The sequence below is a fragment of the Pseudomonas sp. TE3644 genome (assembly GCF_056278815.1).
This window is the reverse complement of sequence record NZ_JBWBQF010000001.1, coordinates 6,180,993-6,202,992: the sequence shown is the minus strand read 5'-3', so window position 1 is coordinate 6,202,992 and position 22,000 is coordinate 6,180,993. Positions and strand designations below refer to the sequence as shown.

Genomic DNA, 22,000 nt, shown 5'->3' with positions numbered 1-22,000 from the left:
TGAGTAGACACTTATCGAGGTTCCCGCAATGAGTTTGACCGAAGCGCGCTTTCACGACCTGGTCGATGCCACCCAGCAGGCATTGGAAGAACTGTTCGAAGACCACGCCGATGACGTGGAAATCTCGTCCGGCCTGATGACCATCAAGTTCGACAACGGCAGCCAGCTGATCATCAGCCGCCAGGAGCCCCTGCGCCAACTGTGGCTGGCGGCCCGTTCGGGCGGCTACCACTTCGACTACGACGAAGAGTCGGGCAAGTGGGTATGCGAAAAGTCCGAAGAGCTGCTGGGCGAGATCCTCGCTACCGCCACCTGGGCACAGGCCGGCGTGAAGCTGGACTTCGAAGAGATCTGAGTGTGACCACCCAAGCCCCGGCGGCGCGCCCGCCCAAGCCCCTGTACAGCAACGTCAGCACGGCGGTGCCTTCGCCGTGCATCAGCCTGTGTCGGCTGGATGAGCAGAAAGTGTGCAAGGGCTGCTTCCGCCACGTGGAAGACATCCGCGAATGGCGCTCGGCCGATGACGAGCGCCGTCGACAGATCAACCTCGAAGCTGCCGCGCGCCGCGCGGTGCTCTAGCCTACATCTGGCTCAGGGCGTTGTTCAGCGACCGTTCCAGGTCCGCCTTGTAGCGCAGGTACAGATGGGTAGCGCCGGGCACATCACCGAGCAGGCCGGACAGGTCCAGGTCGGTGATGTAACAGCGATACGCCGTGCCCTGCACCCGTTGCTGCAGAATCTGCCGAGCCACCACCGCGAACAATTGGCCGCCGTGCTCAACCTCGGAAAACTCCCGCTGATTGCAATACAGGGTCACATGAGACTGCCCGGGCAACGAGTGCTCGACAATCGCCTGTACCTCGAAGAAGCGCTGGTCGGCCGCCGTCGGCGGGCCCGGTCTTGGCTCCACGCTGCGGGCGCGGCCGGGGCCGGTCGGCAGTAGTTGGTAGTACAGCACTTCGCTCGCCTGGCCCTGCATCTTGTTGTCGATGGGCAGCAAGGCATTGCGCCGGTAGACAACGGCTTCCAGGAACCGCTGCAACGGCGTCAGCAGGCTGGCCTCGTCATGGAAGGGCAGACGCTGATGCCACAGGGCGTTGAGCTCGTCGAGCACATAGACGTCCGCCCAGTTGTCCTGAAGCCGGTAGAACAGCTGAATGCAATCCGGTTGCCCGTGGGGCAGCACCAGGCTTAGATCGTGGTCGGCCAGGGCCTGGCCATCCAGATGCAGCGGGCTGTAGCTGGACAGGTCCTCACCCAGGTATTGCACCAGTCCGGCCACGGTGGGCAATGCCACATGACGGACCTTGCCCGGCACCAGTTCGAGCACGTGGTACTGCTTCTGGATCTGAATCAGGTAGCGATAATTCAGCTTGCTGACCAGCAATTGCTGGGCGGCGGCCAGCAGGCTTTCCACACGTTGGGCGATGGCCTGCGCACGGTTGTGGCAGAAGCAGCGCACCCGAACCCTCGGCGGTGTGCCGGCCGGCAGGCCGTTGAGGTAGTCGCGCACGCAGTCCAGCAGGGCGGTGGGGCCGTCGAAGCGGTTCACCGACACTTCATGCCAGCTGTTCAACGTGACCTGGTCCAGGGTCAGCACCAGGTTTTCCCGCACCCCGGCGTAACTTAGCGAGTCGGTGCGCTCGGTGGTCATCAGGATGTTCAGGTCGCGGTGATGCTTGAGCGGATCAACCCCCACGTTCACCAGGAACAGGATTTCCACCGGCACGCTGGGGCGCAGCAGTTGTTCATCGGCGACGCTGGGCAGGGGCAGGGGGATGCTCTGCTGCAGGCTGGCAATCAGGTTGAACAGCTCGAATTCCGTCAGGTCGCTTTCGCCCGGGTGCAGGGCCAGGCGCGTGCTGCTGTCGATCACGCCGTTGCGATGGCACCAGGCAAGCATGGCCAGCAAGTCACGGCTGCGCTTGAAAGGGGCGAAATGCTCCCACTCGTAGGCGCCCAGGTTGCCGTTGTACAGCCCCCACAGGGTCTGCCCAGGCTCCTTGCGGTTGGGCGATTGCACCAGCGTGAGCGTGTCTTCGGCCAGGTCCGGGGCGATGCCCGGGTTGACGAACTCGATCTTGCCGGCCTTGCGCTCGAAGGCTGCATACAGCCTGCGGCCGAGGATGCTCAGGTCGCGCTTGTTGATCAGGTTCACTGCCTGCTGGGCGCGGGCGAACTGGGTGAGGAAGCGGTAGCTGTAGTTGAGCTCGCTGACCAGGGCGCGGCGTTCGCTGGTCACCTGGCGCACCTTCCATTGGCTGCGGCTGTCCAGTAATGCCAGTTGGCGGCGGTCCCAGTTCCATTCCCTGGCCAGGCGTTCCATCACCAGCCTTTGCCAACTGGCGGGGCGGTTGCGGGCGCTGCTGCTGAGTTTCTTGTTGACCTTCAAGTACAGGGCACGGCGTATCAGCTCCAGGCGGTCGACGTCGCCACGGGCCAGCAGGTATTCCTCGATGCGTCGGTACACCACCATGTAGGGGTCCAGCTCGTCGAGGTCCACCTGGTTGGCGAACACGGCCTGCTTGAAGCGCAGGCTCAGGCATTGCACATGGGGGTGTTCGCTGGCGTAGACCTCGGTCAGCAGCAGTTTGAGCACGGACTTGTAGGGTGAGTCGATGCCCTTGAACAGCTGCCACAGCCCGGCGCCGATGTATTCCCCGGCGGGAATATGGGCCAGGTTGCCCAGGTCCAGCACATCGTCGGCGCGGATAAAGCGCTTGCCCAGCAGGGTTTCGGTGTACTGCGCGTACTGCGCTTCCTCGTAGACCGGCACCAGCCACCACAGCGGCGTGCGCCCGGCCAGCCAGATCGCGGTGCGGTAGAACTCGTCCAGCAGCAGGTAGTGCTGGCTGGTACCGCAGTCTTCGGAGCTGAGTTCGGAGTCGCGCTCGCCGCGTACGAAACGGGGCGGGTCAATCAGGAAAAAGTGCGCTTCGGCGCCCTGGGTTGCGGCCCAGGCTTCCAGTAGCTGGCATTTCTTGCGCAGCTCGGCGACCTCATCGGCACCCAGGTTCGTGTCGTGGCACACCCAGAAGTCCATGTCGCTCTGTTCGGCTTGGGCCAGGGTGCCCAGGCTGCCCATCAGGAACAGGCCGTGCAGCGGGCGCGGTGGGTTGCCGAGCCGGGCCTTGTAGGAGAACGAGCGGGTCAGGCGCTGGGCTTCGGCCAGTACCTCGGCGTCGGGCTCATAGTTGCTCATGCCAGCTGGGGTGTTGCCGGATACGTAGCCGGGCAGCAGGGGGTGGTTGACGTGGAAGAACAGCGGCAACAGTGTCAGCACCTGTTGCTGGCGGTTCGACAGGCCCTGCATGGCGCGATTGAGGCGGCCTTGGTTGAGGGTCAAAAATCGCGCGCGCAGGGTCGAGAGGACCTTGCGGTCGATTCCCTCGTCCAGATCGGGGCGAATTTCTTGGTTGCGCGGCATCTGAGGCTCGAATCGACGGCTGGGCGGCGTTACAGGGGTAAGCGGAAGACCCGCCTTCAGCTTGTTATCGGCGGGCTTGAGAGGAGTTTGAGTGTTGAGGGGGGAAATAAATCGAATTTTCTTCCAGCCAGTGACGCCGACGCCGACGCGCTTTTGCTTTTGCTTCCGTGAGGCCTTTGATCTTGATTGTATGCCCCGTTAGAGCCCAGGGCCGACCGGAGACGTCGATCAAGCGGCCTTCAGCGTAGCTGAAGGAGACGGAACCGGAGGCGCTTCTATTCCGGGCCGTCGTCCGCTTGAACGACGTCGGAGGGAGGGGACCCGGAGCGAAGCGTAGGGACCGGGCTCGGGGCAAGCCTTTTTTGGTTATTTTTTGGCTGGGCCGGCACACCGGGCGTTTGTCAAAAAGTGACCCGCCGTAAGGGCGGAAAGGTGATTCAGCATCACCCTAGATAATGGATATGCTTACCGTCCTCGAAGCGCGCTTTTTCGTTCGGGGGGCATATCCATTGCTACGGGTGCGACCACCGACCGTTTCGCCCTTACGGCGAGTCACTTTTTGGCAGTCGCCCCAAAAAGTAACCAAAAAGGGCTCGCCCCGAGCCTGGGCCCTACGCTGCGCTCCGGGTCCCCTCCCTACGGCGTCGATCAAGCGGACGACGGCCCGGAATAGAAGCGTCTCCGGTTCCGTCTTCTTCGGCTACGCCGAAGACCGCTTGATCGACGCCTCCGGTCGGCCCTTGGCTCTAACGGGGCCGAAGATCAAGATCAAGATCAAAAGCCAAAACCAAAGCCAAAGCCAAAGCCAAAGCCAAAGCCAAAGCCAAAGCCAAAGCAACAGCAACAGCAACAGCAACAGCAAAGCCAAAGCCAGGTCGAAGACACTGCTCAATTAACGTTGCTTACAGGACGAATAGCGTCAGCGCATGGCTGAAATGACAAGCCGGTGCCATGTCCGGCACCGGCTAGAAAACGCAGCGTTTCAAGCCGCTTCAGCAATCCGCAGCACCGTCAGCAACGCCTGCGCATGCTGCGCAGCCTGCAGCCCGCCACTGGTCAGGTAACCGCCATCCACCTGAGTGATCAGCTCCTTGTCGTATAGCCGTTTGGCTGCCGCAATCGCCTGAGGCGTAGCGGTATGGTGAACTTTGAGACCTTCCTGCGTGTTTTCCAGATTGAACAGCGCGAGTATTTCCAGTTCGGCGACCAGCTCAGGGGTATACGACATAGGTACTCCGGACTTTTCTAGGAATTAGACGACCGCCGCGTGGGGGCAGGCCGTGGCGGCCCCGTTTTGCTTGCAGGGCAGCGGGGCAATTCCAGTGTAGTAAGCCCGTGGCGACTTTGCCGGGAAAGTCAGTCCTCTTCAGGCTTGGCCTCAGGCGGCAGCTCGGGCAGGGCGCGCAAGGCTTTTTCGTACCATTCGGTGTCGAACGCGCGGTCTTCTTCCAGGATCTTGTCGATTTCGACGGCCAGTACATGGGCCATCATTTCCAGGATATCGTCGCGCTCGTAGCCGACCAGCGTCAGCTTGTTGAACGTGGCCTTGGCCGCAGGCGGGTTGTCGCTTTCGATCTGGTTTTCGATGGCCTGGATCAGGGTGTCTTCGGCGAACTGTTCGTCTTCGTCGTCGCGTTGGGTAACGTCGTTCATTGCAGGATTCCTCACGGTAGGCCGACAGTTTAACGATATTGGGGCGCGTTGCACCCAGGACGCTTGTTGAAATAAACGCTGGCCCCTGGCCTGACGGTAGCTGTTTAGCGTAGTGGGCTGACTTTTGGGCCATGGAGGGCCACGCAATGCTCAAGCTGTACGGGTTTGCTTCAAGCAACTATTTCAACATGGTGCAGTTCGCCCTGCTGGAGAAGGAAATCGCCTTTCAGGAAGTGCTGCTGCACGGCTGTCAGAGCCCTGAGGTCATGGCGGTCAGTCGTCGCGGGAAGATTCCGGTGCTGGGTACGCCGGAAGGGTACATGAGCGAAACGGACGTGATCCTCGGCTACCTGGAGGACCTGTACCCGCAAAATAGCCTGCTGCCTCGCCAGCCATTCGACAAGGCACGTGTGAAGACACTGGCCAAGGAGATCGAGCTTTATATCGAGCTGCCTGCGCGGGTTTGCTACCCAGAGGTGTTTTTTGGCGGACGGGCTACGCCACCGGCTTTGAAGGAGAAAGCCAGGCGCGACCTGGTAAAGGGATTTGCGGCATTGGCTCAAGGCGCATCGTTTACGCCCTACGTCGCCGGTGCCGAACTCAGTGTTGCGGATATCTACTTCCTGTACAGCGTGGACCTGGCCAGGGAGGTGGGGCTGAAGCTGTTCGATGTCGATTTTCTGGAGGGTTTGCCTGGTGCACAGGCATTGCTGGCGCTGTTGGCGCTCAACCCCAATGTGGCCACCATTGCCCGGCAAAGGGCCGATGACAGCCCGCGATTCCTGGCGCAGCTAAACCCGTAGCCGCTGCCGCAGGCTGCGCTGGCCCCCGATGACACTGAAGATTTCCAGTGACAATACGGGCCAGCGCAGCCTGGCGGCAGCGGCTACAGGTGCGTATCAGCGCTGGGCGAGCAGCGACTGGCCGCGGATGACGGCGGCGCGGACCTGGGCGGGGGCGGTGCCGCCGATGTGGTCACGGGCGTTGACCGAGCCTTCCAGGGTCAGCACTTCGAACACATCCTGGTCGATCTGGTCGCTGAAGCGGCGCAGTTCTTCCAGGCTCATCTCGGCCAGGTCCTTGCCGCTGTCCACGCCGTATTTCACGGCGTGGCCGACGATCTCGTGGCAGTCGCGGAACGGCAGGCCGCGGCGTACCAGGTAGTCCGCCAGGTCGGTGGCGGTGGAGAAACCGCGCAGGGCCGCTTCGCGCATGATGGCGTGCTTGGGCTTGATGGCCGGGATCATGTCGGCGAAGGCGCGCAGCGAATCGCGCAGGGTGTCAGCGGCGTCGAACAGCGGTTCCTTGTCTTCCTGGTTGTCCTTGTTGTAGGCCAGGGGCTGGCCTTTCATCAGGGTCAGCAGGCCCATCAGGGCGCCGAACACGCGGCCGCTCTTGCCGCGTACCAGTTCTGGCACGTCGGGGTTTTTCTTTTGCGGCATGATCGAGCTGCCGGTGCAGAAGCGGTCGGGCAGGTCGATGAACTGGAACTGGGCGCTGGTCCACAGCACCAGCTCTTCGGAGAAGCGCGACAGGTGCATCATGGCGATGCTGGCGGCGGCGCAGAATTCGATGGCGAAGTCACGGTCCGACACGCCGTCCAGCGAGTTGCCGCCCACGGCTTCAAAGCCCAGCAGCTGGCAGGTCAGCTCGCGGTCGATCGGGTAAGTGGTGCCGGCCAGTGCGGCGCTGCCCAGGGGCATGCGGTTGGCGCGCTTGCGGCAGTCCACCAGGCGCTCGTAGTCGCGGCTGAGCATTTCGAACCAGGCCAGCAGGTGGTGGCCGAAGGTCACGGGCTGTGCGGTCTGCAGGTGGGTGAAGCCCGGCATGATGGTTTCGGCTTCGCGCTCGGCCTGCTCCAGCAGGCCTTTCTGCAGGCGGGTGATTTCGCCCAGGATCAGGTCGATCTCGTCGCGCAGCCACAGGCGGATGTCGGTAGCCACCTGGTCGTTGCGGCTACGGCCGGTGTGCAGCTTCTTGCCGGTGATGCCGATGCGATCGGTCAGGCGCGCTTCGATGTTCATGTGGACGTCTTCAAGGTCCACGCGCCACTCGAAGGTGCCGGCCTCGATCTCGCCCTGGATGGTTTTCAGGCCATCGACGATGGTGTCACGCTCGGTGTCGTTCAGTACGCCAACCTTGGCCAACATGGTCGCGTGGGCGATCGAGCCCATGATGTCGTGACGGTAGAGGCGCTGGTCGAAGTTGACGGATGCGGTGAAGCGGGCGACAAAGGCGTCGACGGGCTCACTGAAGCGGCCGCCCCAGGACTGGTTGGTCTTGTCAGTACTCATGAATTCGCTCGTTGAAGGCGTGAACGGGAAATTGCCTGCAATAATAACAGGGGTTCAATCCCGCCGGGGATCGAACGCCCAGTGGAATACGCATAATGCCCACAGATGGACGCAATGCCGCACGCCCGGGGCGTGCGCAACAGGAGTTTTTCCTGCCGGTGCTGTGCGAAGCCCAGGCTTTGCTGGTGTTGGTGATGCTGGCCGAGCTGCTGGTGATGGTGCTGGTGCTGGCCGAACCCATGGGGCCGGCCTTCGATTGGTCGCGGCTGGCGCTGACCTCGCTGTTCGTGCAGTGGATCGTGCTGCTGTCCGCCGCCTTGCTGTGCGGCTTGCGCCCCTGGCTGGCGCGCTTGCACACAGGGGTGGCTGGCGGGCTGTGCTGCGCGATGGTGGTGGGCCTAACGTTGCTTGCCACCGGCCTGACCGAATATTTCCATCTGGTGGACCGCCCCTCCACACCTTCGGATTTTTCCTTCCTTGAATTCACCCGTTACCTGCGGCACGGGCTGATCGCGCTGATCATGTCGGCGCTGCTGCTGCGCTATTTTTACCTGCGCAACCAGTGGCGAATCCAGCAACAGGCCGAACTGCAGGCACGCCTGGAAGCCCTGCAGGCACGGATCAAACCGCATTTTCTGTTCAATACGCTCAACAGCATTGCCAGCCTGGTGGCCGTGGATGCCGTGCGCGCCGAGCAGGCGGTGCTGGACCTGTCCGACCTGTTTCGGGCCAGCCTGGGCAAGGTCGGCACCCTGGTCACCTGGAAGGAAGAACTGGCCCTGTCGAAACGATATTTGCGGATTGAGCAATATCGTCTTGGCGAGCGTCTACAGTTGGACTGGAGGATCGACACAATTCCCGATGACTTGCCGATCCCGCAGCTAACCTTACAACCGTTGTTGGAGAACGCCCTGGTCCATGGAGTGGCCCCTCGAATCGAAGGAGGTGTGATCCGGGTGGAAGCCGACTATAAAGGGGGAGAGTTCATATTGTGTGTAAGCAATCCCTACGACGAGGTCGCCCAGCGCAAGGTATCGGGCGGTACTCATCAGGCCTTGTCGAATATTGGTGCTCGACTTGCGGCACTTTTTGGCCCGCGCGCGAGTCTGAGCGTGGATCGCCGTGACGGTCGTCACTTCACCTGTCTACGCTATCCTTGTGCGAGACTCACGCAGGAATCCAGTGCAATATGAATGTCCTGATCGTTGATGACGAACCCCTAGCCCGCGAGCGCTTGAGCCGATTGGTCAGCGATCTCGAGGGATACAATGTGCTTGAGCCCAGCGCCACCAATGGCGAAGAGGCCCTGGCCCTTATCGACAGCCTGAAGCCGGACGTGGTGCTGCTCGACATCCGCATGCCCGGCCTGGATGGCCTGCAGGTTGCCGCCAAACTGTGCGAGCGCGAAGCGCCGCCGGCGGTGGTGTTTTGCACCGCCCATGACGAGTTCGCGCTGGAAGCATTCCAGACCAGCGCGATGGGCTATCTGGTCAAACCAGTGCGGCCCGAGCTGTTGCTTGAAGCGCTGAGAAAGGCCGAGCGCCCCAACCGTGCGCAACTGGCTGCGCTGACCCGCCCCGCCGCCGAAAGCGGCAGTGGCCCGCGCACCCATATCAGTGCCCGTACGCGCAAGGGCATCGAGCTGATCCCGCTTGCCCAGGTCATCTATTTCATCGCCGACCACAAGTACGTGACCCTGCGCCATGAAGGCGGCGAGGTGCTGCTCGACGAGCCCCTAAAGGCGCTGGAAGACGAGTTCGGTGACCGCTTCGTGCGTATCCACCGCAACGCGCTGGTGGCCCGCGACCGCATTGAGAGGCTGCAACGTACGCCGCTGGGGCATTTCCAGTTGTTCCTCAAGGGGCTCAATGGTGATGCGCTGATTGTCAGCCGCCGGCATGTGGCGGGCGTGCGCAAAATGATGCAACAGTTGTAGCGCGGACGGGGCGGCACAGGCCGCTCCCGCCGCCATGCTGTGCCTGCGATGCTGGTATGATCGGCCCATCTACCCAGCACGGATTGATTCATGCCTATTCGCGAGATCCGCATCGCCACCCGTAAAAGCGCCCTGGCCCTGTGGCAGGCCGACTACGTCAAGGCCCGCCTGGAACAGGCGCACCCCGGCCTGATGGTTACCCTGGTGCCGATGGTCAGCCGCGGCGACAAGCTGCTCGACTCGCCCCTGTCGAAAATCGGCGGCAAGGGCCTGTTCGTCAAGGAGTTGGAAAACGCCCTGCTCGACAACGAAGCCGACATCGCCGTGCACTCCATGAAAGACGTGCCCATGGACTTCCCCGAAGGCCTGGGCCTGTTCTGCATCTGCGAGCGCGAAGACCCGCGCGACGCCTTCGTTTCCAACACCTTCAAAAGCCTTGAAGCCTTGCCTGCCGGCAGCATCGTCGGCACCTCCAGCCTGCGTCGCCAGACCCAGTTGCTGGCGCGTCGGCCCGACCTGCAGATACGCTTCCTGCGTGGCAACGTCAACACGCGCCTGGCCAAGCTGGATGCTGGCGAATACGACGCCATCATCCTTGCAGCCGCTGGCCTGATTCGCCTGGGCTTCGAAGACCGCATCACCGACAGCATCAGCATCGAAGACAGCCTGCCGGCCGGTGGCCAGGGTGCCGTGGGCATCGAGTGCCGCAGCGCCGATGCCGAGATTCACCAATTGCTGGCGCCACTGCATCACCATGACACCGCCGTGCGCGTGACGGCCGAGCGTGCCTTGAACAAACACCTCAATGGCGGTTGCCAGGTGCCCATTGCCTGCTACGCGGTGCTGGAAGGCGAGCAGGTATGGTTGCGTGGTTTGGTGGGTGAACCGGATGGCGGTCGCCTGCTCAGCGCCCAGGCGCGTGCCCCGCAAGCCGAGGCTGAACGCCTGGGTGTCGAGGTGGCCGAAGCGCTGCTGCGCCAGGGCGCCGACCAGATTCTCACGGCGGTCTACGGCGAGGAAGGCCATCCGTGACGGGCTGGCGCCTGCTGTTGACCCGGCCGGCGGAGGAATCCGCCGCAGTGGCCCAGGAGTTGGCTGCCGCCGGTGTCTACAGTGCCAGCCTGCCGTTGCTGACTATCGAACCGCTTCCCGTGACACCGGCCATGGTCGAACAGGTGCTGAACCTGGCGCATTATGGCGCGGTGATCGTGGTCAGCAAGCCTGCGGCGCGCCTTGGCCTGGACCTGATCGATCAGTACTGGCCGCAAATGCCGATCCAGAGCTGGTTCAGCGTGGGTGCCGCTACCGCGGCCATTCTTGAAGATTATGGCCTGCGTGTGCACGTGCCGCCCCAGGGCGATGACAGTGAAGCGCTACTGGCCTTGCCGGCGTTGGCCGAGGCCCTGGCGCAACCCTATCCCAAGGTATTGATCCTGCGCGGGGAGGGCGGTCGAGAGCTGTTGGCCGAGCACTTGCGCGAGCAGGGTGCTACTGTCGATTATCTGCAACTCTATCGCCGCTGCCTGCCCGATTACCCCGCACAGGCGCTGTACCAGCGGGTAACAGCGGAACGCCTGAACGCGCTGGTGGTCAGCAGTGGGCAGGGTTTCGAGCATTTGCAGCAATTGGCCGGTGAACACTGGCCGCAATTGGCCGGGTTGCCGCTGTTCGTGCCCAGCCCGCGAGTCGCCGCCCAGGCCCAGGCCGCCGGCGCTCGCCATGTCGTGGATTGTCGTGGTGCCAGCACCGCGGCCTTGTTGGCGGCCCTGCGTGAACACCGCCTACCCGGGTGAAATCGCCCAATGCAAAGGATGGATACGTGAGCGAAACAGTCTTGCCCCAAGATGATCTGCAGTCGACGCCCGAGGCGGCGGTCGCCCCTGTGGTGAAAAAGTCCGGTCGCGGTGCGGCCGGTATCGCGGTCGTGGCATTGCTGCTGGGCGCCGCAGGTGTCGCCGCTGGCGGCTGGAGTGTCTGGCAGTTGCGTCAGTTGCAGGCGGGGCATCAGGCCCAGTCCGGCCAATTGCAGGCGCTCGACAGCCAGGCCCAGGCCTTGAGCCAGGGGGAGCAGGCGCTCACCGCACGCCTGGGGCAGCTGCCCAGTGCCAATGAGCTGGAAGACCGCCGCCGCCTGGTGGCGCAATTGCAGGGTGATCAGCAGCGCTTGAGCCAGCGTCTGGAAAGTGTGCTGGGTGCCAGCCGCAAGGATTGGCGCCTGGCCGAGGCCGAGCACTTGCTGCGGCTGGCCAGCCTGCGTCTGTCGGCGTTGCAGGATATCGTCAGCGCCAAGGCGCTGGTGCAGGGTGCCGACGAGATTCTGCGCGAGCAGGATGACCCTTCGGCGTTCGCCGCCCGCGAGCAGATCGCCAAGTCCATGGCCTCGCTCAACAGCGTGCAGCAGCCGGACCGCACCGGCCTGTTCCTGCAACTGGGCGCCCTGCGTGATCAGACCGTGGGGCTGTCGGCACTGGCGCCGGAGTTCCAGGCCCAGGGTGATGCACAGCGTGCGCGCTTGAGCAGCGACGATAACCGCTGGGAGCGCTGGTGGGCGAAGATTTCCAGCTACTTCCGCGTCGATTTCCGCCCGGATGAAAACATCCGGCCGTTGCTGGCAGGCCAGAGTCTGAATCAGGTTCGCCTGGCACTGAGCCTGGCGCTGGAGCAGGCGCAATGGGCTGCCCTCAACGGCGAGCCGAAGGTCTACGGCCAGGCGTTGGATGAGGCGCGCAGCATCCTGCTGGCCAGCTTCAACCAGGACAATACCGAAAGCCGCAGCATGCTGGCGCGTATCGACGAGCTGAAAACCCAGCCGGTGTCGGTGCTGACGCCCGATCTGAACGCCAGCCTCGAGGCCGTACAGAACTACCTCGAGCATCGGCACATGCCCGCCGAGGCGCTGATGAGCCAGCCGGGCGCCCAGGTGCAACCGGAGGCGCGCCCATGAAGCGCCTCTATGTCATCGTTTTCGTGGCCATTGCCGCTGCCGTCGGGCTGGGGCTGGGCATCGCCAAACACCCTGGCTACGTGCTGATCGACTACCCCCATGTGTTCCGCTACGAGTCGGGGCTGTGGTCGACCCTGGCCGCGCTGGTGGCACTGGTGGTGTTGGCATTCGTGCTGTGGGTGGTGCTGAGCCTGGTGCTGGTCTCGGCCGGGGTGGTCAACCCCTGGTCGGGGCGCAACCGGCACCGCCGTGTGCAGGTGGCTGTCGAGCAGGGCCAACTGGACCTGGCCGAGGGCCGCTGGGCGGCTGCCCAGCGCAATCTGCACCGGGCGGCGGAAGGTGAACGCCAGCCATTGCTCTACTACCTGGGTGCGGCGCGCGCGGCCAACGAACTGGGCCGCCACGAAGACAGTGACAGCCTGCTGGAGCGAGCGCTGGAGCGTCAGCCCCAAGCCGAGCTGGCGGTGGCATTGACCCACGCCCAATTGCAGATTGATCGCGGTGACGTGGAGGGTGCACGCACCACGCTTGAAACCATGCGCGAGCGTCATCCTGGCAATGTCCAGGTGCTGCGTCAGTTGCAGCGCCTGCACCAGCAGCGTGGCGACTGGACAGCGGTCATCCATTTGCTGCCGGAACTGCGCAAGAGCAAGGCCGTCACCGCGGCCGAGCTGACCGACCTGGAGCATCGCGCCTGGGGCCAGAACCTGACGCTGGTGTCCTCGCGCGAGGAGGGCGAGGCTGCCTTGCACGCCCTCAAACGGGCGTGGGAGCAATTGAGTGCAGGTCAGCGCCAGGAGCCTGCGCTGGTGCTGGCCTACGCCGAGCAGCTGCGCCAGCTGGGCGCCCAGGCCGATGCCGAAGGCGTATTGCGTGGTGCGTTGAAACGCGACTACGACACTCACCTGGCGCGCCTTTATGGCCTGGTGGTGGGCAGCGACCCTGCCAAACAGTTGCAGACAGCCGAGGGCTGGCTCAAGCAGCACGCTGATGATTCCAGCCTGCTGCTGACTCTGGGCCGCCTCAGCCTGCAGAACAGCCTGTGGGGCAAGGCCCGGGACTACCTGGAAAACAGCCTGCGCCTGCAGCGCAACCCTGAAGCCTGCGCGGAGCTTGCCCGTCTGCTGGCCCGCCTGGGCGAAACCGACCGCAGCAATCAGCTGTTCCAGGAGGGCCTCGGGCTGCTGGATGAGCGTCTGCTGGCATTGCCATTACCGGAGTCATCCCGGGCCTGACGGCAGCTCTGGCTGCCGTGCTTACAAGCCTCAGGGCTTGTTCGTACGGCTGCCGCTCCACCTTCCTTCAAGGTTGGTCGGAATTTCCCTACAAGGTTACGGAAATGTCTGTCTAGCAGCGCCTTGAAAGGATTCATGGCTTTCCTCTAACGTAGTTTCCATCTGTCACGTTACTGGATTTGTCATGGTGCAGGCTCGTTCGCGCTCCTTGTTCTTGCTGGGTTTTCTGGTGTCCGTGGGCACGCTTTGCGCCGCCTATTATCTGGAATGGCAGGTCGGGCTCAAGCCTTGCTCGCTGTGCCTGGTGCAGCGGTTTTTCATCGCCGTGTTCGGGCTGTCCTGCCTGACGGCATTGGTTCACAGGCCGTCGCGCTGGGGGCAGCGTGGCTACCTGCTGCTCAATACGTTGATGCTCGCCGGTGCCGCAGCGGCCGCGCTGCGGCAGCTGTGGCTGCAGGCCAATGGCGAGCAGCCCAAGGTGGCCTGCCAGCCGGGGCTTGAGTACCTGCTGACCACCTTACCGTTTCCCGAAGCCGTCAAGACCCTGCTGCTGGGCACGCCGGAGTGTGCCCGCGTCAACTGGACGTTGCTGGACATGAGTGTCCCTGAGTGGAGCCTGCTGGCCCTCACCTGCCTGCTGGTATTAACCCTGACAGGGTGGCTGCAGGCCCTGCTGCCGCAGCATCCTGGCACTGCCTAGCTCGATTCGACGCCCAGTTTTCGGGGGCGGAAAGGCCGTGAGCGTATTAAACACTTGTATGAACTTTATCGCAGGGGCACCTTGAAGCTGTCAGCGCACGGGCATAATCTCCCTGCACGCACCATAGAAAAACAGGCTGCTTGATTGCTGCTTTTTTCCGAACGGTCCCGTTCCCGCGATGTCTTGGAATGGGTCGATAGCGGCATGACCCAAAAGGGAAGAAAAGACCATGTTGGAAAGTTGTCAGAATGCTCAGGAACGCTGGGGTGGGGTGCACAAGCTGATTGACCGCTGGCTGCAGGAGCGGCAAAAGCTGGTGGAAGCCTTTGATGTGCTTGGCGAGACGCCGGAGGCGCTGGCTGGCAACCGCAAGAAGCTCAAGGAGTTCTGTGGTGTGCTGGTCGATTACGTGTCGGCGGGGCACTTCGAGATCTACGAGCAATTGATCGCGGAAGCCAAGGCTTTCGACGATGAGCGTGGCCTGGAGCTGGCCGATACGATTTTCCCTCGCATCGAAGCTATTACCCAGTTCGCCCTGGACTTCAATGACCATTGCGACAAAGGCGACTGCTCCTGCGCGCAGACGCTGACCGGCAAGCTCAAGGAGCTGGGCAGCCGCCTGCATGAGCGCTTTGAGCTCGAAGACTGCCTGATCGAAGTGCTGCACAACGCGCACAAGGAAGAAGCGGCCGTTCAGGCCTGAGGCTGGTGCGCCTCTGTCAGGCGCCCACATCAAGCAAGCTGATTTCGAACACCAAGGGCGTATAGGGTGGTATCAGGTCACCCGCGCCGTCCGCGCCATACGCCTGGTCGGACGGAATCACCAGTCGCCATTTCGCGCCCTTGGGCATCTGCTGCAAGGCGATGCGCCATCCACTGATCACGCTGTCCAGCCTGAACCATTGCGGCTGCTGGTTCTGGTCGAATACCGTGCCATCCGGCAACATCCCCACGTAGGTTACCTGCACCCGGCCATCGGCCGTGGGGTGCGGGCCATCGCCAGCCGCAAGCTCGCTCATCAGGATGCCGTTGCCCAGCTCATGGGTGCCGGCCTTGGTGCGTTCGCCGGCCATGAAGCGTGTTTCGGCTGTCAGGGCTTTCTCGATATTGGACGGGGCGGGCTGGGCATCGGCCTGCGCGTCATGCTCACGCAGAATCTGCTCAATGCGCTCCGGGGGCAGCGCCAGCGGCTTGTTTTCGTACGACTGCTGCAGGCCTTGCACCAGGGCCTGAATATCGATGCCGGGTGCTTCCTCACGCAGCCGCTCGCCCAGGCTGGCACCCAGGCTGTAACCCAGGTCATGAGGGCTCGCTGGCGCTGCGCTGTCGGCGGCATGGGCCAACGGCAGCAATAACCACAACGGCAATATCAGGTAACGCGACATGGAGAATAACCCTGTTCGAATGCGGATGATTATGCCAGCCTCGCAAGTTGCCCGGCCAAGAGATTTCAGGCCGATGACAGCAGACTTTGCGACAACTTCTACACTTGTCTCGAAGTGCCCTTAAAAACAACTTTGCCCAGGCATGCAACGCGGCGCATTCAGTACTGTCAACAATGTCTAGCGGTGACACTTGCACAGGTCTAGTATGAGCCGCAATCACGTCAGCCAGGAGGTAACCCATGTCGGCTAACAAGAAGCCAGTCAATACCCCGTTGCATTTGCTCCAACAGCTTTCGAGCAGCCTGCTCGAGCATTTGGAAAGCGCCTGTTCCCAGGCTCTGGCTGATGCCGAGAAACTGCTTGCCAAGTTGGAAAAACAGCGCGGCAAGGCTCAGGAAAAACTGCATAAATCCCGTACCAAACTTCAGGTAGCTGCCACTGCCGGCAAAGCCAAGGCCCAGGCCAAGGCAAAAGCTGCCGGCGCTGAATTGGAAGAACTGCTGGACGCCTTGAAAGATCGTCAGGCCGAAACACGTAATTACATTGTTCAACTCAAGCGCGACGCCCAGGAAAGTTTGAAGTTGGCCCAGGGCGTAGGCCGTGTGCATGAAGCGGCTGGCAAAGCGCTGACTACGCGCGCCGCCAAGCCTGCCAGCGCACCCGCCGCTGCCAAGAAAGCACCGGCCCGCGCCGCTGCCAAACCGGCGACAAGCACCAAGGCGCCTGCCAGCAAACCCGCAGCCGCCAAAGCTGCTGCTGCCAAGCCTGCGGCTCGTACTTCTGCCGCGAAACCTGCTGCGAAACCTGCGGCCAAGGCTGCAGCAAAACCGGCTGCGAAGCCTGCGGCCAAACCTGCTGCCGCCAAGGCGCCTGCCAGTGCCGCCACCAAGCCAGTAGCGACCAAGGCCGCTGCCAAGCCTGCCGCCAAACCTGCGGCCAAAACCGCAGCTGCCAAGCCAGCCGCCGCCAAGCCTGCAGCCAAGCCAGCTGCTGCGAAACCAGCCGCCAAGCCAGCTGCTGCCAAGCCTGCGGCCGCCAAACCGGCAGCGAAGCCAGCCACCAAGGCCGCGCCGCGTGCAGCAGCCAAAAGGCCTGCCGCCCCCGCGGCCAAGCCTGCCGCTACCCCCGCTGCCACCAAACCGGCGCCAACGCCAGCCGCCGCCGCTCCCGCGCCATCGAGCCCGGCGAACAGCAGCGCGCCAGCCCCAAGCGCTTCTTAACCGGCAGCACTCGCGGCGTGCAGCCTTTGCAGCGCGCCGCGTTGTTTTTCCCGGGCAACGGGCGGCGCGACGCCGTCCAGCCAGGCCGCCAGGTCGTCCGCGCCCTCTGCTTGCCAGTCCTGGGCCATTAGCTCGATGCGCTCCAGCAATTGCCGCTCTGCCTCCAATTCCAACGCCTTTACCTGATCACGCAGCGCTTCCAGCTCCGGGTCGCGGGTAGCCGCCTCGCGCCAGCTCTGGCGCAAGTGGCGCAGGGGCCGGATCACTTCGTCATGCCAGGGCTCGCCCATGTCCCGCAGGCGTGCCAGGCGGTCACCATTGCACGCAATGCCCAACTGCCCCAGCCACGCGGCGCCCAGCAGCAGGCACACGTTGGCGCCTTCGGCCTGTAAATCAAGGCAGGCTTGCTCAATGCCAAGGCGAGTGTAAAGATCCAGGGAAAAGCTCCACAGGTCAGAGTGCATAGTCCTTCTCGCGCCAGTTGTCGCCGAAGCTGGTAGACTCCGCCGCCATTATGATTCGACTTCAAAACCTTACTTTACAGCGTGGCCCGCAGCGTCTGCTAGAAGACGCCGAGCTGACCCTGCACGCCGGTCAGAAAGCCGGCCTGATCGGTGCCAACGGCGCCGGCAAATCCACCCTGTTCGCCTTGCTGCGCGGCGAGCTTGTGCCCGACTCCGGCGACTGCCAGTTGCCGGCTGATTGGCGTATAGCTCACATGCGTCAGGAAGTCGATACACTCGAGAGAATAGCCGTAGACTACGTTCTCGACGGGGATTTACGTTTGCGTGAGGTCCAGCAGCAGTTGGCCGCTGCCGAGGCCGCCCACGACGGCGCCGCCCAGGCACGCCTGCATGCCGAGCTGGACAGTGCCGACGGCTACACGGCCGATGCACGGGCGCGCAAGCTGCTGGCCGGGCTGGGGTTTACCAACGACCAGATGGATCGTGAGGTCGGCAGCTTCTCCGGTGGCTGGCGGATGCGCCTGAACCTGGCGCAGGCGCTGATGTGTCCGTCCGACCTGCTGCTGCTCGACGAACCGACCAACCACTTGGACCTGGACGCCATCCTGTGGCTGGAAGAGTGGCTCAAGAGCTACCCCGGCACCCTGATGCTGATTTCCCACGACCGAGACTTCCTCGACGCGGTGGTGGACCATGTGGCCCATGTCGAGCAGTGCAAGCTGACGCTTTACCGTGGCGGCTACACCGCCTTCGAGCGCGCCCGCGCCGAACGCCTGGCCCAGCAGCAGCAAGCCTACGAGAAGCAACAGGCCCAGCGCGCGCACATGGAAAAGTACATCGCCCGCTTCAAGGCCCAGGCCACCAAGGCCCGTCAGGCCCAGAGCCGGATCAAGGCGCTGGAGCGGATGGAGGAATTGTCCGCTGCCCACGTCGATTCGCCGTTCGACTTCGTCTTCCGCGAATCGCAGAAAATCTCCAGCCCGCTGCTGGACCTGTCCGAGGGCCGCCTTGGCTACGGCGACAAGGTCATCCTGGAGAAGGTCAAGCTGCAACTGACCCCGGGCGCGCGCATCGGCCTGCTGGGCCCCAACGGTGCGGGCAAGTCGACCCTGATCAAGAACCTGGCCGGCGAGCTGTCGCCCATCGGCGGGCGCCTGGTGCGCGGTGAGAACCTCACCGTGGGCTACTTCGCCCAGCATCAGCTGGACTCCCTGGACAGCAAGGCCAGCCCGTTGCTGCACTTGCAGCGCCTGGCCCCGACCGAGCGCGAACAGACCCTGCGTGACTTCCTCGGTGGTTTCGACTTCCGTGGCGCGCGCATCGACGAGCCGGTGCTGAACTTCTCCGGCGGCGAAAAGGCCCGTCTGGCCCTGGCGTTGATCGCCTGGGAGCGGCCCAACCTGCTGCTGCTCGACGAACCCACCAACCACCTGGACCTGGAAATGCGCCTGGCGCTGACCATGGCCCTGCAGGAATTCAGTGGCGCGGTACTGGTGGTCTCCCACGACCGTCACCTGCTCAAGAGCACCACCGATGACTTCCTGCTGGTGGCGGATGGCAAGGTCGAGGCCTTTGATGGCGACCTGGACGACTACACCCGCTGGCTGGCCGATTACCGCCTGCGCAACGCGCCGGTCAGCAACGCCCCGGCCAACCCCGACAAGACCGACAAGAAGGCCCAGCGCCAGGCCGCGGCCGCGCTGCGCCAGCAGTTGGCCCCGCACAAGCGCGAGGCTGACAAGCTGGAAGCCGAGTTGGGCAAGGTCCATGAGCAGTTGGCCAAGGTCGAGGCGGCATTGGGTGACAGCGGGATCTACGAAGCCGGCCGCAAGGACGAGCTGCGTGATCAGTTGGCCCAGCAGGCCAAGCTGAAAGTGCGTGAAGCCGAGCTGGAAGAAGCCTGGATGATAGCGCTCGAAACCCTGGAAACCATGCAGGCCGAGCTCGAAGCGCTGTCCTGATGCATGTAGCCGCTGCCGCCAGGCTGCGCTGGCCCTTGAGTACACTGGACATCTCCAGCGAACTTCAGGGCCAGCGCAGCCTGCGGCAGCGGCTACAACCCGCAAAATTCCCATAGCCATTTCCCTCGGCAAGCAGTAGGTTTACCGATCTACCGATTTTGTTACGAGGTGCGTCATGGCGCTGCAAACCTGGCTGGCATTCTTTGCCGCCTGCTGGATCATCAGTCTTTCCCCTGGCGCTGGCGCGATTGCGTCCATGTCCTGCGGCCTGCAGTACGGTTTCGTGCGCGGCTACTGGAACGCCCTGGGCCTGCAACTGGGCCTGATCCTGCAGATCGCCGTCATCGCCGCCGGCCTGGGTGCTGTCCTGGCAGCCTCGGCCACCGCTTTCACGCTGATCAAGTGGTTCGGCGTGTTCTACCTCGTGTACCTGGCCATCAAGCAATGGCGCGCGCTGCCCATGGACATGTCCGCCGACTCGGCCGTTCGCCCCATCGGCAAGCCCATGAGCCTGGTATTTCGTGGCTTCCTGGTCAACGTCAGCAACCCCAAGGCGCTGGTGTTCATGCTGGCGGTGCTGCCGCAGTTCATTGATCCGCACCAGCCGCTTGTGCTGCAGTACGTCACCATTGCCGCCACCATGATCACTGTCGATCTGCTGGTGATGGCGGGTTACACCGGTTTGGCGTCCAAGGTATTGCGCCTGCTGCGCACGCCTCGCCAGCAGCAGCGGGTGAATCGCACCTTTGCCGGGCTGTTCATTGCCGCGGCGACTCTGCTGGCCACCCTGCGCCGCGCGCCAGTGTAATGCTCACCGACCGTGGCGCCCGGATCGCGGCCAAGGCCGGCTCCTACCAGACCGTGTAGGAGCCGGCCTTGGCCGCGATAGCCGCGACGCGTATTGCAGGCACAAAAAAGCCCACCGAAGTGGGCTTTTGCGTTTCTGGCGTATCAGTTACCGAACCATTTGCTGGAGCGGTTGACGTCGGCCTTGCCGGTGTCTTCCAGCAACGCCTTGGTGCCGGAGCTGACATTGCGCGTGGCGTCCGCCTTGGACTGCACCACGTCGGTCTGGGCAGCGCTGCTGCGCAGGTCGGCGTCGATGTAGTCGTTGGCGCGATCGGCCTTGGCTTTCATCGCTTGCAGCTTGAGCTTGCGCTCTTCGATGTCCAGGGCGCGGTCTTCATCTTCCTGTTGTTCGGCACGAGTGCGCAGGCGAGTGTTTTCCTGGGCGACGGCCTTGCGTTCAGTCGCAGCCTGCTCGGCAGCGCGAGCCTGGGCAGCGGCGCGGGCGCGGCGGTTGGCGTCTTCACGCGCCTGGGCCTTGGCCTGCTGATCTTCCCACTGGCGCTGGTAGGCAGCCTGCTGGGCTGCTTCCACCTGCTGTTGCTGTACTTCGATCTGGCGGAGCTGGTCGAATTGCCCGGCATCAGCCTGGGCCGCCAGCAGCGACAGGGTCAAGGCAATGAGTGTGCGATTCATGATCGGTTTCAGCCTTTGACGGGTTCTGGGCAGGTGGCGTTAGGCTGGATGCGAGTCTCGTTGTTGAGCATCATCACCATCAGCGAAACGCTGCCCGGCGTGAATTGGCAAGGTTTGCCAACCTGGGCCGAGGTGTAGATCTTGCCGTCTTCGGAGTAACCCAGCAGCACGCCTGGCACCAGGCTGGTTTCGTTGACCATGGAGCCGGCCAGGGCACCGGCTGCGCCGCCGCCCACTGCGCCGATCAAGGCGGTATCGCCGTTATGCTTGGCACCCAGGGCGCCGCCGCCGACGGCACCCAGCAAGCCGCCCACAACTTGAGCCGCCTGACGGTTGGAGGCGTTGCTGACTTTGATCTTGGTAGGGGAAACGGTCAGGATCTGAACAGTCTTGGCAGGCTGTTTGGTGTTGACCTGGCTGGCGTCGAACACGTCTGCCTGGTAGTCCTCGCCAGTGGCTTGGCAGCCGGCGAGTACGGCGGCCAGAGAGAGAACAGCCACGGTTTGCTTGAACATGAACATTACTTCCTTGCATTCATAAAGGGGTGAAACGGCTTCCCTGCGCCCATCGGTATTGCCACGCAACGAAATCGCTTTTGTATCTGAAAAACGAAATGTCAATTTGCTATCAATAAAAGTGTAACTAAAACAGACTAGTTAGTGAACTATTTAATGGTTCGGCGGTCTTCGGTGCGCATGCGATTGCCGTGGTCGGTGTCGTACAATGGCGGCCGTTTTCCCTGCTGTGAGTCAACCATGCGTGTATGGATCGATGCCGACGCCTGCCCCAAGGCGGCCAAGGACCAAGTCATCAAATTCGCGCTCAAGCGCCAATTTGACGTGCTGATGGTGGCGGGCGTGCCGCTGATCAAGCCGGCCTTCACTTGCGTGAAGCTGGTGGTGGTGCCTGCCGGGCCTGATGCGGCCGATGATTACCTGGTAGAGCACGCTGTGCCTGGTGAGCTGGTGATTTGCAGCGATGTGCCGCTGGCCGATCGGCTGGTGAAGAAAGGCGTCGCCTGCCTGGACCCGCGTGGCAAGGAGTTCGACGAGAAGAATATGGGCGAACGCCTGGCGGTGCGAAACCTGTTTACCGACCTGCGCGAGCAAGGGCAGGTCGGCGGTGGCCAGGCGGGTTACGGCGACAAGGACAAGCAGGCTTTTGCCAATAGCCTGGACCGTATCCTGACGCGTTTGGCGCGGGGTTGATCTGTGAATGTGCGGCGTGCTCGGGGGCCAGCGCAGCCTGCGGCAGCGGCTACAGGCAGCAACACTGCGTATGCCTGTAGCCGCTGCCGCC

The 22,000-nt window shown here is 63.1% G+C and carries 23 protein-coding genes; 15 read left to right on the top strand and 8 right to left on the bottom strand.

All coding sequences use genetic code 11. The annotated features are described in order from the left end of the window. Window positions 1-28 precede the first annotated feature (28 nt). Window positions 29-355: an iron donor protein CyaY gene (gene cyaY, locus ACZ9GA_RS27510; protein WP_027980737.1), complete on the top strand. Its 327-nt coding sequence runs from the start codon at window positions 29-31 to the stop codon at window positions 353-355. 2 nt (window positions 356-357) lie between these two features. Then, a complete protein-coding gene (locus tag ACZ9GA_RS27505) occupies window positions 358-579 on the top strand; it encodes a DUF1289 domain-containing protein (protein ID WP_027980736.1) in 222 nt (73 codons plus the stop codon). 1 nt (window position 580) lies between these two features. On the opposite strand, the gene ACZ9GA_RS27500 is transcribed toward ACZ9GA_RS27505, so the two are convergent. The 3 genes from ACZ9GA_RS27500 to ACZ9GA_RS27490 all read right to left on the bottom strand — a co-directional run bounded on the left by ACZ9GA_RS27500 (window position 581) and on the right by ACZ9GA_RS27490 (window position 5,080). Then, on the bottom strand, window positions 581-3,427 hold the full coding sequence (locus tag ACZ9GA_RS27500; protein WP_457359315.1) for a class I adenylate cyclase: 2,847 nt from the start codon (window positions 3,425-3,427) through the stop codon (window positions 581-583). A gap of 982 nt (window positions 3,428-4,409) precedes the next feature. Next, window positions 4,410-4,655 carry a TIGR02647 family protein gene (locus ACZ9GA_RS27495; protein WP_457359316.1) on the bottom strand — a complete coding sequence of 82 codons (246 nt, stop codon included), beginning with the start codon at window positions 4,653-4,655 and terminating at the stop codon, window positions 4,410-4,412. A gap of 128 nt (window positions 4,656-4,783) precedes the next feature. Then, window positions 4,784-5,080 (bottom strand): hypothetical protein, encoded by a 297-nt coding sequence (locus ACZ9GA_RS27490; RefSeq protein WP_457359317.1) that lies wholly within the window; start codon window positions 5,078-5,080, stop codon window positions 4,784-4,786. Window positions 5,081-5,226: 146 nt separating this feature from the next. On the opposite strand from ACZ9GA_RS27490, the gene ACZ9GA_RS27485 reads away from it, so the two are divergent. Next, window positions 5,227-5,883, top strand: coding sequence for a glutathione S-transferase family protein (locus ACZ9GA_RS27485; protein ID WP_457359319.1), 657 nt, complete (start codon window positions 5,227-5,229; stop codon window positions 5,881-5,883). Window positions 5,884-5,979: 96 nt separating this feature from the next. Here the strand turns inward: ACZ9GA_RS27485 and argH are convergent, their stop codons facing one another. Continuing rightward, the gene (gene argH / locus ACZ9GA_RS27480) at window positions 5,980-7,374 is read right to left on the bottom strand and encodes an argininosuccinate lyase (protein WP_457359320.1); all 1,395 of its coding nucleotides are present in this window, start codon (window positions 7,372-7,374) and stop codon (window positions 5,980-5,982) included. A gap of 95 nt (window positions 7,375-7,469) precedes the next feature. On the opposite strand from argH, the gene ACZ9GA_RS27475 reads away from it, so the two are divergent. The 8 genes from ACZ9GA_RS27475 to ACZ9GA_RS27440 all read left to right on the top strand — a co-directional run bounded on the left by ACZ9GA_RS27475 (window position 7,470) and on the right by ACZ9GA_RS27440 (window position 14,892). Next, the gene (locus ACZ9GA_RS27475; protein WP_457359322.1) at window positions 7,470-8,567 is read left to right on the top strand and encodes a sensor histidine kinase; all 1,098 of its coding nucleotides are present in this window, start codon (window positions 7,470-7,472) and stop codon (window positions 8,565-8,567) included. Continuing rightward, on the top strand, window positions 8,564-9,310 hold the full coding sequence (locus ACZ9GA_RS27470) for a LytR/AlgR family response regulator transcription factor (protein WP_457359323.1): 747 nt from the start codon (window positions 8,564-8,566) through the stop codon (window positions 9,308-9,310). Before ACZ9GA_RS27475 ends, ACZ9GA_RS27470 begins: the two co-directional genes overlap by 4 nt. 90 nt (window positions 9,311-9,400) lie before the next feature. Then, window positions 9,401-10,342 (top strand): hydroxymethylbilane synthase, encoded by a 942-nt coding sequence (hemC, locus tag ACZ9GA_RS27465; RefSeq protein WP_457359324.1) that lies wholly within the window; start codon window positions 9,401-9,403, stop codon window positions 10,340-10,342. Further along, a complete protein-coding gene (locus ACZ9GA_RS27460) occupies window positions 10,339-11,103 on the top strand; it encodes a uroporphyrinogen-III synthase (protein ID WP_457359326.1) in 765 nt (254 codons plus the stop codon). Before hemC ends, ACZ9GA_RS27460 begins: the two co-directional genes overlap by 4 nt. A 26-nt stretch (window positions 11,104-11,129) precedes the next feature. Beyond that, window positions 11,130-12,254: a uroporphyrinogen-III C-methyltransferase gene (locus ACZ9GA_RS27455; RefSeq protein ID WP_457359328.1), complete on the top strand. Its 1,125-nt coding sequence runs from the start codon at window positions 11,130-11,132 to the stop codon at window positions 12,252-12,254. Then, the gene (locus ACZ9GA_RS27450; protein ID WP_457359329.1) at window positions 12,251-13,489 is read left to right on the top strand and encodes a heme biosynthesis HemY N-terminal domain-containing protein; all 1,239 of its coding nucleotides are present in this window, start codon (window positions 12,251-12,253) and stop codon (window positions 13,487-13,489) included. The genes ACZ9GA_RS27455 and ACZ9GA_RS27450 overlap by 4 nt, the downstream gene beginning before the upstream one ends. 184 nt (window positions 13,490-13,673) lie before the next feature. Beyond that, window positions 13,674-14,189: a disulfide bond formation protein B gene (locus ACZ9GA_RS27445; protein ID WP_457359331.1), complete on the top strand. Its 516-nt coding sequence runs from the start codon at window positions 13,674-13,676 to the stop codon at window positions 14,187-14,189. 229 nt (window positions 14,190-14,418) lie between these two features. Continuing rightward, entirely contained in the window at window positions 14,419-14,892 is a 474-nt protein-coding gene (locus tag ACZ9GA_RS27440; protein WP_027980724.1) for an Rsd/AlgQ family anti-sigma factor, read from the top strand. A gap of 16 nt (window positions 14,893-14,908) precedes the next feature. Here the strand turns inward: ACZ9GA_RS27440 and ACZ9GA_RS27435 are convergent, their stop codons facing one another. Then, window positions 14,909-15,574, bottom strand: coding sequence for an FKBP-type peptidyl-prolyl cis-trans isomerase (locus tag ACZ9GA_RS27435; RefSeq protein WP_457359333.1), 666 nt, complete (start codon window positions 15,572-15,574; stop codon window positions 14,909-14,911). Window positions 15,575-15,813: 239 nt separating this feature from the next. Here ACZ9GA_RS27435 and ACZ9GA_RS27430 point away from each other — a divergent pair, with 239 nt between their 5' ends. Beyond that, on the top strand, window positions 15,814-16,794 hold the full coding sequence (locus ACZ9GA_RS27430) for an AlgP family protein (protein WP_457359334.1): 981 nt from the start codon (window positions 15,814-15,816) through the stop codon (window positions 16,792-16,794). On the opposite strand, the gene ACZ9GA_RS27425 is transcribed toward ACZ9GA_RS27430, so the two are convergent. Continuing rightward, entirely contained in the window at window positions 16,791-17,258 is a 468-nt protein-coding gene (locus tag ACZ9GA_RS27425) for a TIGR02444 family protein (RefSeq protein WP_457359336.1), read from the bottom strand. The genes ACZ9GA_RS27430 and ACZ9GA_RS27425 overlap by 4 nt on opposite strands. A 50-nt stretch (window positions 17,259-17,308) precedes the next feature. Between ACZ9GA_RS27425 and abc-f the strand changes: the two genes are divergently transcribed. Both abc-f and ACZ9GA_RS27415 read left to right on the top strand, forming a co-directional pair. Beyond that, window positions 17,309-19,219, top strand: coding sequence for a ribosomal protection-like ABC-F family protein (abc-f, locus tag ACZ9GA_RS27420; protein ID WP_457359338.1), 1,911 nt, complete (start codon window positions 17,309-17,311; stop codon window positions 19,217-19,219). 175 nt (window positions 19,220-19,394) lie between these two features. Then, window positions 19,395-20,027, top strand: coding sequence for a LysE family transporter (locus ACZ9GA_RS27415; RefSeq protein ID WP_457359339.1), 633 nt, complete (start codon window positions 19,395-19,397; stop codon window positions 20,025-20,027). A gap of 143 nt (window positions 20,028-20,170) precedes the next feature. On the opposite strand, the gene ACZ9GA_RS27410 is transcribed toward ACZ9GA_RS27415, so the two are convergent. Beyond that, window positions 20,171-20,701, bottom strand: a complete 531-nt coding sequence (locus ACZ9GA_RS27410; RefSeq protein ID WP_457359341.1) for a DUF5384 family protein — start codon at window positions 20,699-20,701, stop codon at window positions 20,171-20,173. Window positions 20,702-20,709: 8 nt separating this feature from the next. Then, window positions 20,710-21,216, bottom strand: coding sequence for a hypothetical protein (locus ACZ9GA_RS27405; RefSeq protein WP_457359343.1), 507 nt, complete (start codon window positions 21,214-21,216; stop codon window positions 20,710-20,712). A 240-nt stretch (window positions 21,217-21,456) separates the two neighbouring features. On the opposite strand from ACZ9GA_RS27405, the gene ACZ9GA_RS27400 reads away from it, so the two are divergent. Further along, window positions 21,457-21,909 carry a YaiI/YqxD family protein gene (locus ACZ9GA_RS27400; protein ID WP_457359345.1) on the top strand — a complete coding sequence of 151 codons (453 nt, stop codon included), beginning with the start codon at window positions 21,457-21,459 and terminating at the stop codon, window positions 21,907-21,909. Window positions 21,910-22,000: the final 91 nt, after the last annotated feature.

What these genes read in the sequence shown, in the direction of transcription:
- cyaY (WP_027980737.1), top strand. Translation starts at nt 29, where the DNA reads ATGAGTTTGACCGAAGCGCGCTTTCACGACCTGGTCGATGCCACCCAG.
- ACZ9GA_RS27410 (WP_457359341.1), bottom strand. Translation starts at nt 20,701, where the DNA reads ATGAATCGCACACTCATTGCCTTGACCCTGTCGCTGCTGGCGGCCCAG.
- ACZ9GA_RS27415 (WP_457359339.1), top strand. Translation starts at nt 19,395, where the DNA reads ATGGCGCTGCAAACCTGGCTGGCATTCTTTGCCGCCTGCTGGATCATC.
- ACZ9GA_RS27445 (WP_457359331.1), top strand. Translation starts at nt 13,674, where the DNA reads ATGGTGCAGGCTCGTTCGCGCTCCTTGTTCTTGCTGGGTTTTCTGGTG.
- ACZ9GA_RS27425 (WP_457359336.1), bottom strand. Translation starts at nt 17,258, where the DNA reads ATGCACTCTGACCTGTGGAGCTTTTCCCTGGATCTTTACACTCGCCTT.
- ACZ9GA_RS27500 (WP_457359315.1), bottom strand. Translation starts at nt 3,427, where the DNA reads ATGCCGCGCAACCAAGAAATTCGCCCCGATCTGGACGAGGGAATCGAC.
- ACZ9GA_RS27400 (WP_457359345.1), top strand. Translation starts at nt 21,457, where the DNA reads ATGCGTGTATGGATCGATGCCGACGCCTGCCCCAAGGCGGCCAAGGAC.
- ACZ9GA_RS27475 (WP_457359322.1), top strand. Translation starts at nt 7,470, where the DNA reads ATGCCCACAGATGGACGCAATGCCGCACGCCCGGGGCGTGCGCAACAG.
- ACZ9GA_RS27470 (WP_457359323.1), top strand. Translation starts at nt 8,564, where the DNA reads ATGAATGTCCTGATCGTTGATGACGAACCCCTAGCCCGCGAGCGCTTG.
- argH (WP_457359320.1), bottom strand. Translation starts at nt 7,374, where the DNA reads ATGAGTACTGACAAGACCAACCAGTCCTGGGGCGGCCGCTTCAGTGAG.
- ACZ9GA_RS27440 (WP_027980724.1), top strand. Translation starts at nt 14,419, where the DNA reads ATGTTGGAAAGTTGTCAGAATGCTCAGGAACGCTGGGGTGGGGTGCAC.
- ACZ9GA_RS27435 (WP_457359333.1), bottom strand. Translation starts at nt 15,574, where the DNA reads ATGTCGCGTTACCTGATATTGCCGTTGTGGTTATTGCTGCCGTTGGCC.
- abc-f (WP_457359338.1), top strand. Translation starts at nt 17,309, where the DNA reads ATGATTCGACTTCAAAACCTTACTTTACAGCGTGGCCCGCAGCGTCTG.
- ACZ9GA_RS27405 (WP_457359343.1), bottom strand. Translation starts at nt 21,216, where the DNA reads ATGTTCAAGCAAACCGTGGCTGTTCTCTCTCTGGCCGCCGTACTCGCC.
- ACZ9GA_RS27450 (WP_457359329.1), top strand. Translation starts at nt 12,251, where the DNA reads ATGAAGCGCCTCTATGTCATCGTTTTCGTGGCCATTGCCGCTGCCGTC.
- ACZ9GA_RS27495 (WP_457359316.1), bottom strand. Translation starts at nt 4,655, where the DNA reads ATGTCGTATACCCCTGAGCTGGTCGCCGAACTGGAAATACTCGCGCTG.
- hemC (WP_457359324.1), top strand. Translation starts at nt 9,401, where the DNA reads ATGCCTATTCGCGAGATCCGCATCGCCACCCGTAAAAGCGCCCTGGCC.
- ACZ9GA_RS27430 (WP_457359334.1), top strand. Translation starts at nt 15,814, where the DNA reads ATGTCGGCTAACAAGAAGCCAGTCAATACCCCGTTGCATTTGCTCCAA.
- ACZ9GA_RS27485 (WP_457359319.1), top strand. Translation starts at nt 5,227, where the DNA reads ATGCTCAAGCTGTACGGGTTTGCTTCAAGCAACTATTTCAACATGGTG.
- ACZ9GA_RS27490 (WP_457359317.1), bottom strand. Translation starts at nt 5,080, where the DNA reads ATGAACGACGTTACCCAACGCGACGACGAAGACGAACAGTTCGCCGAA.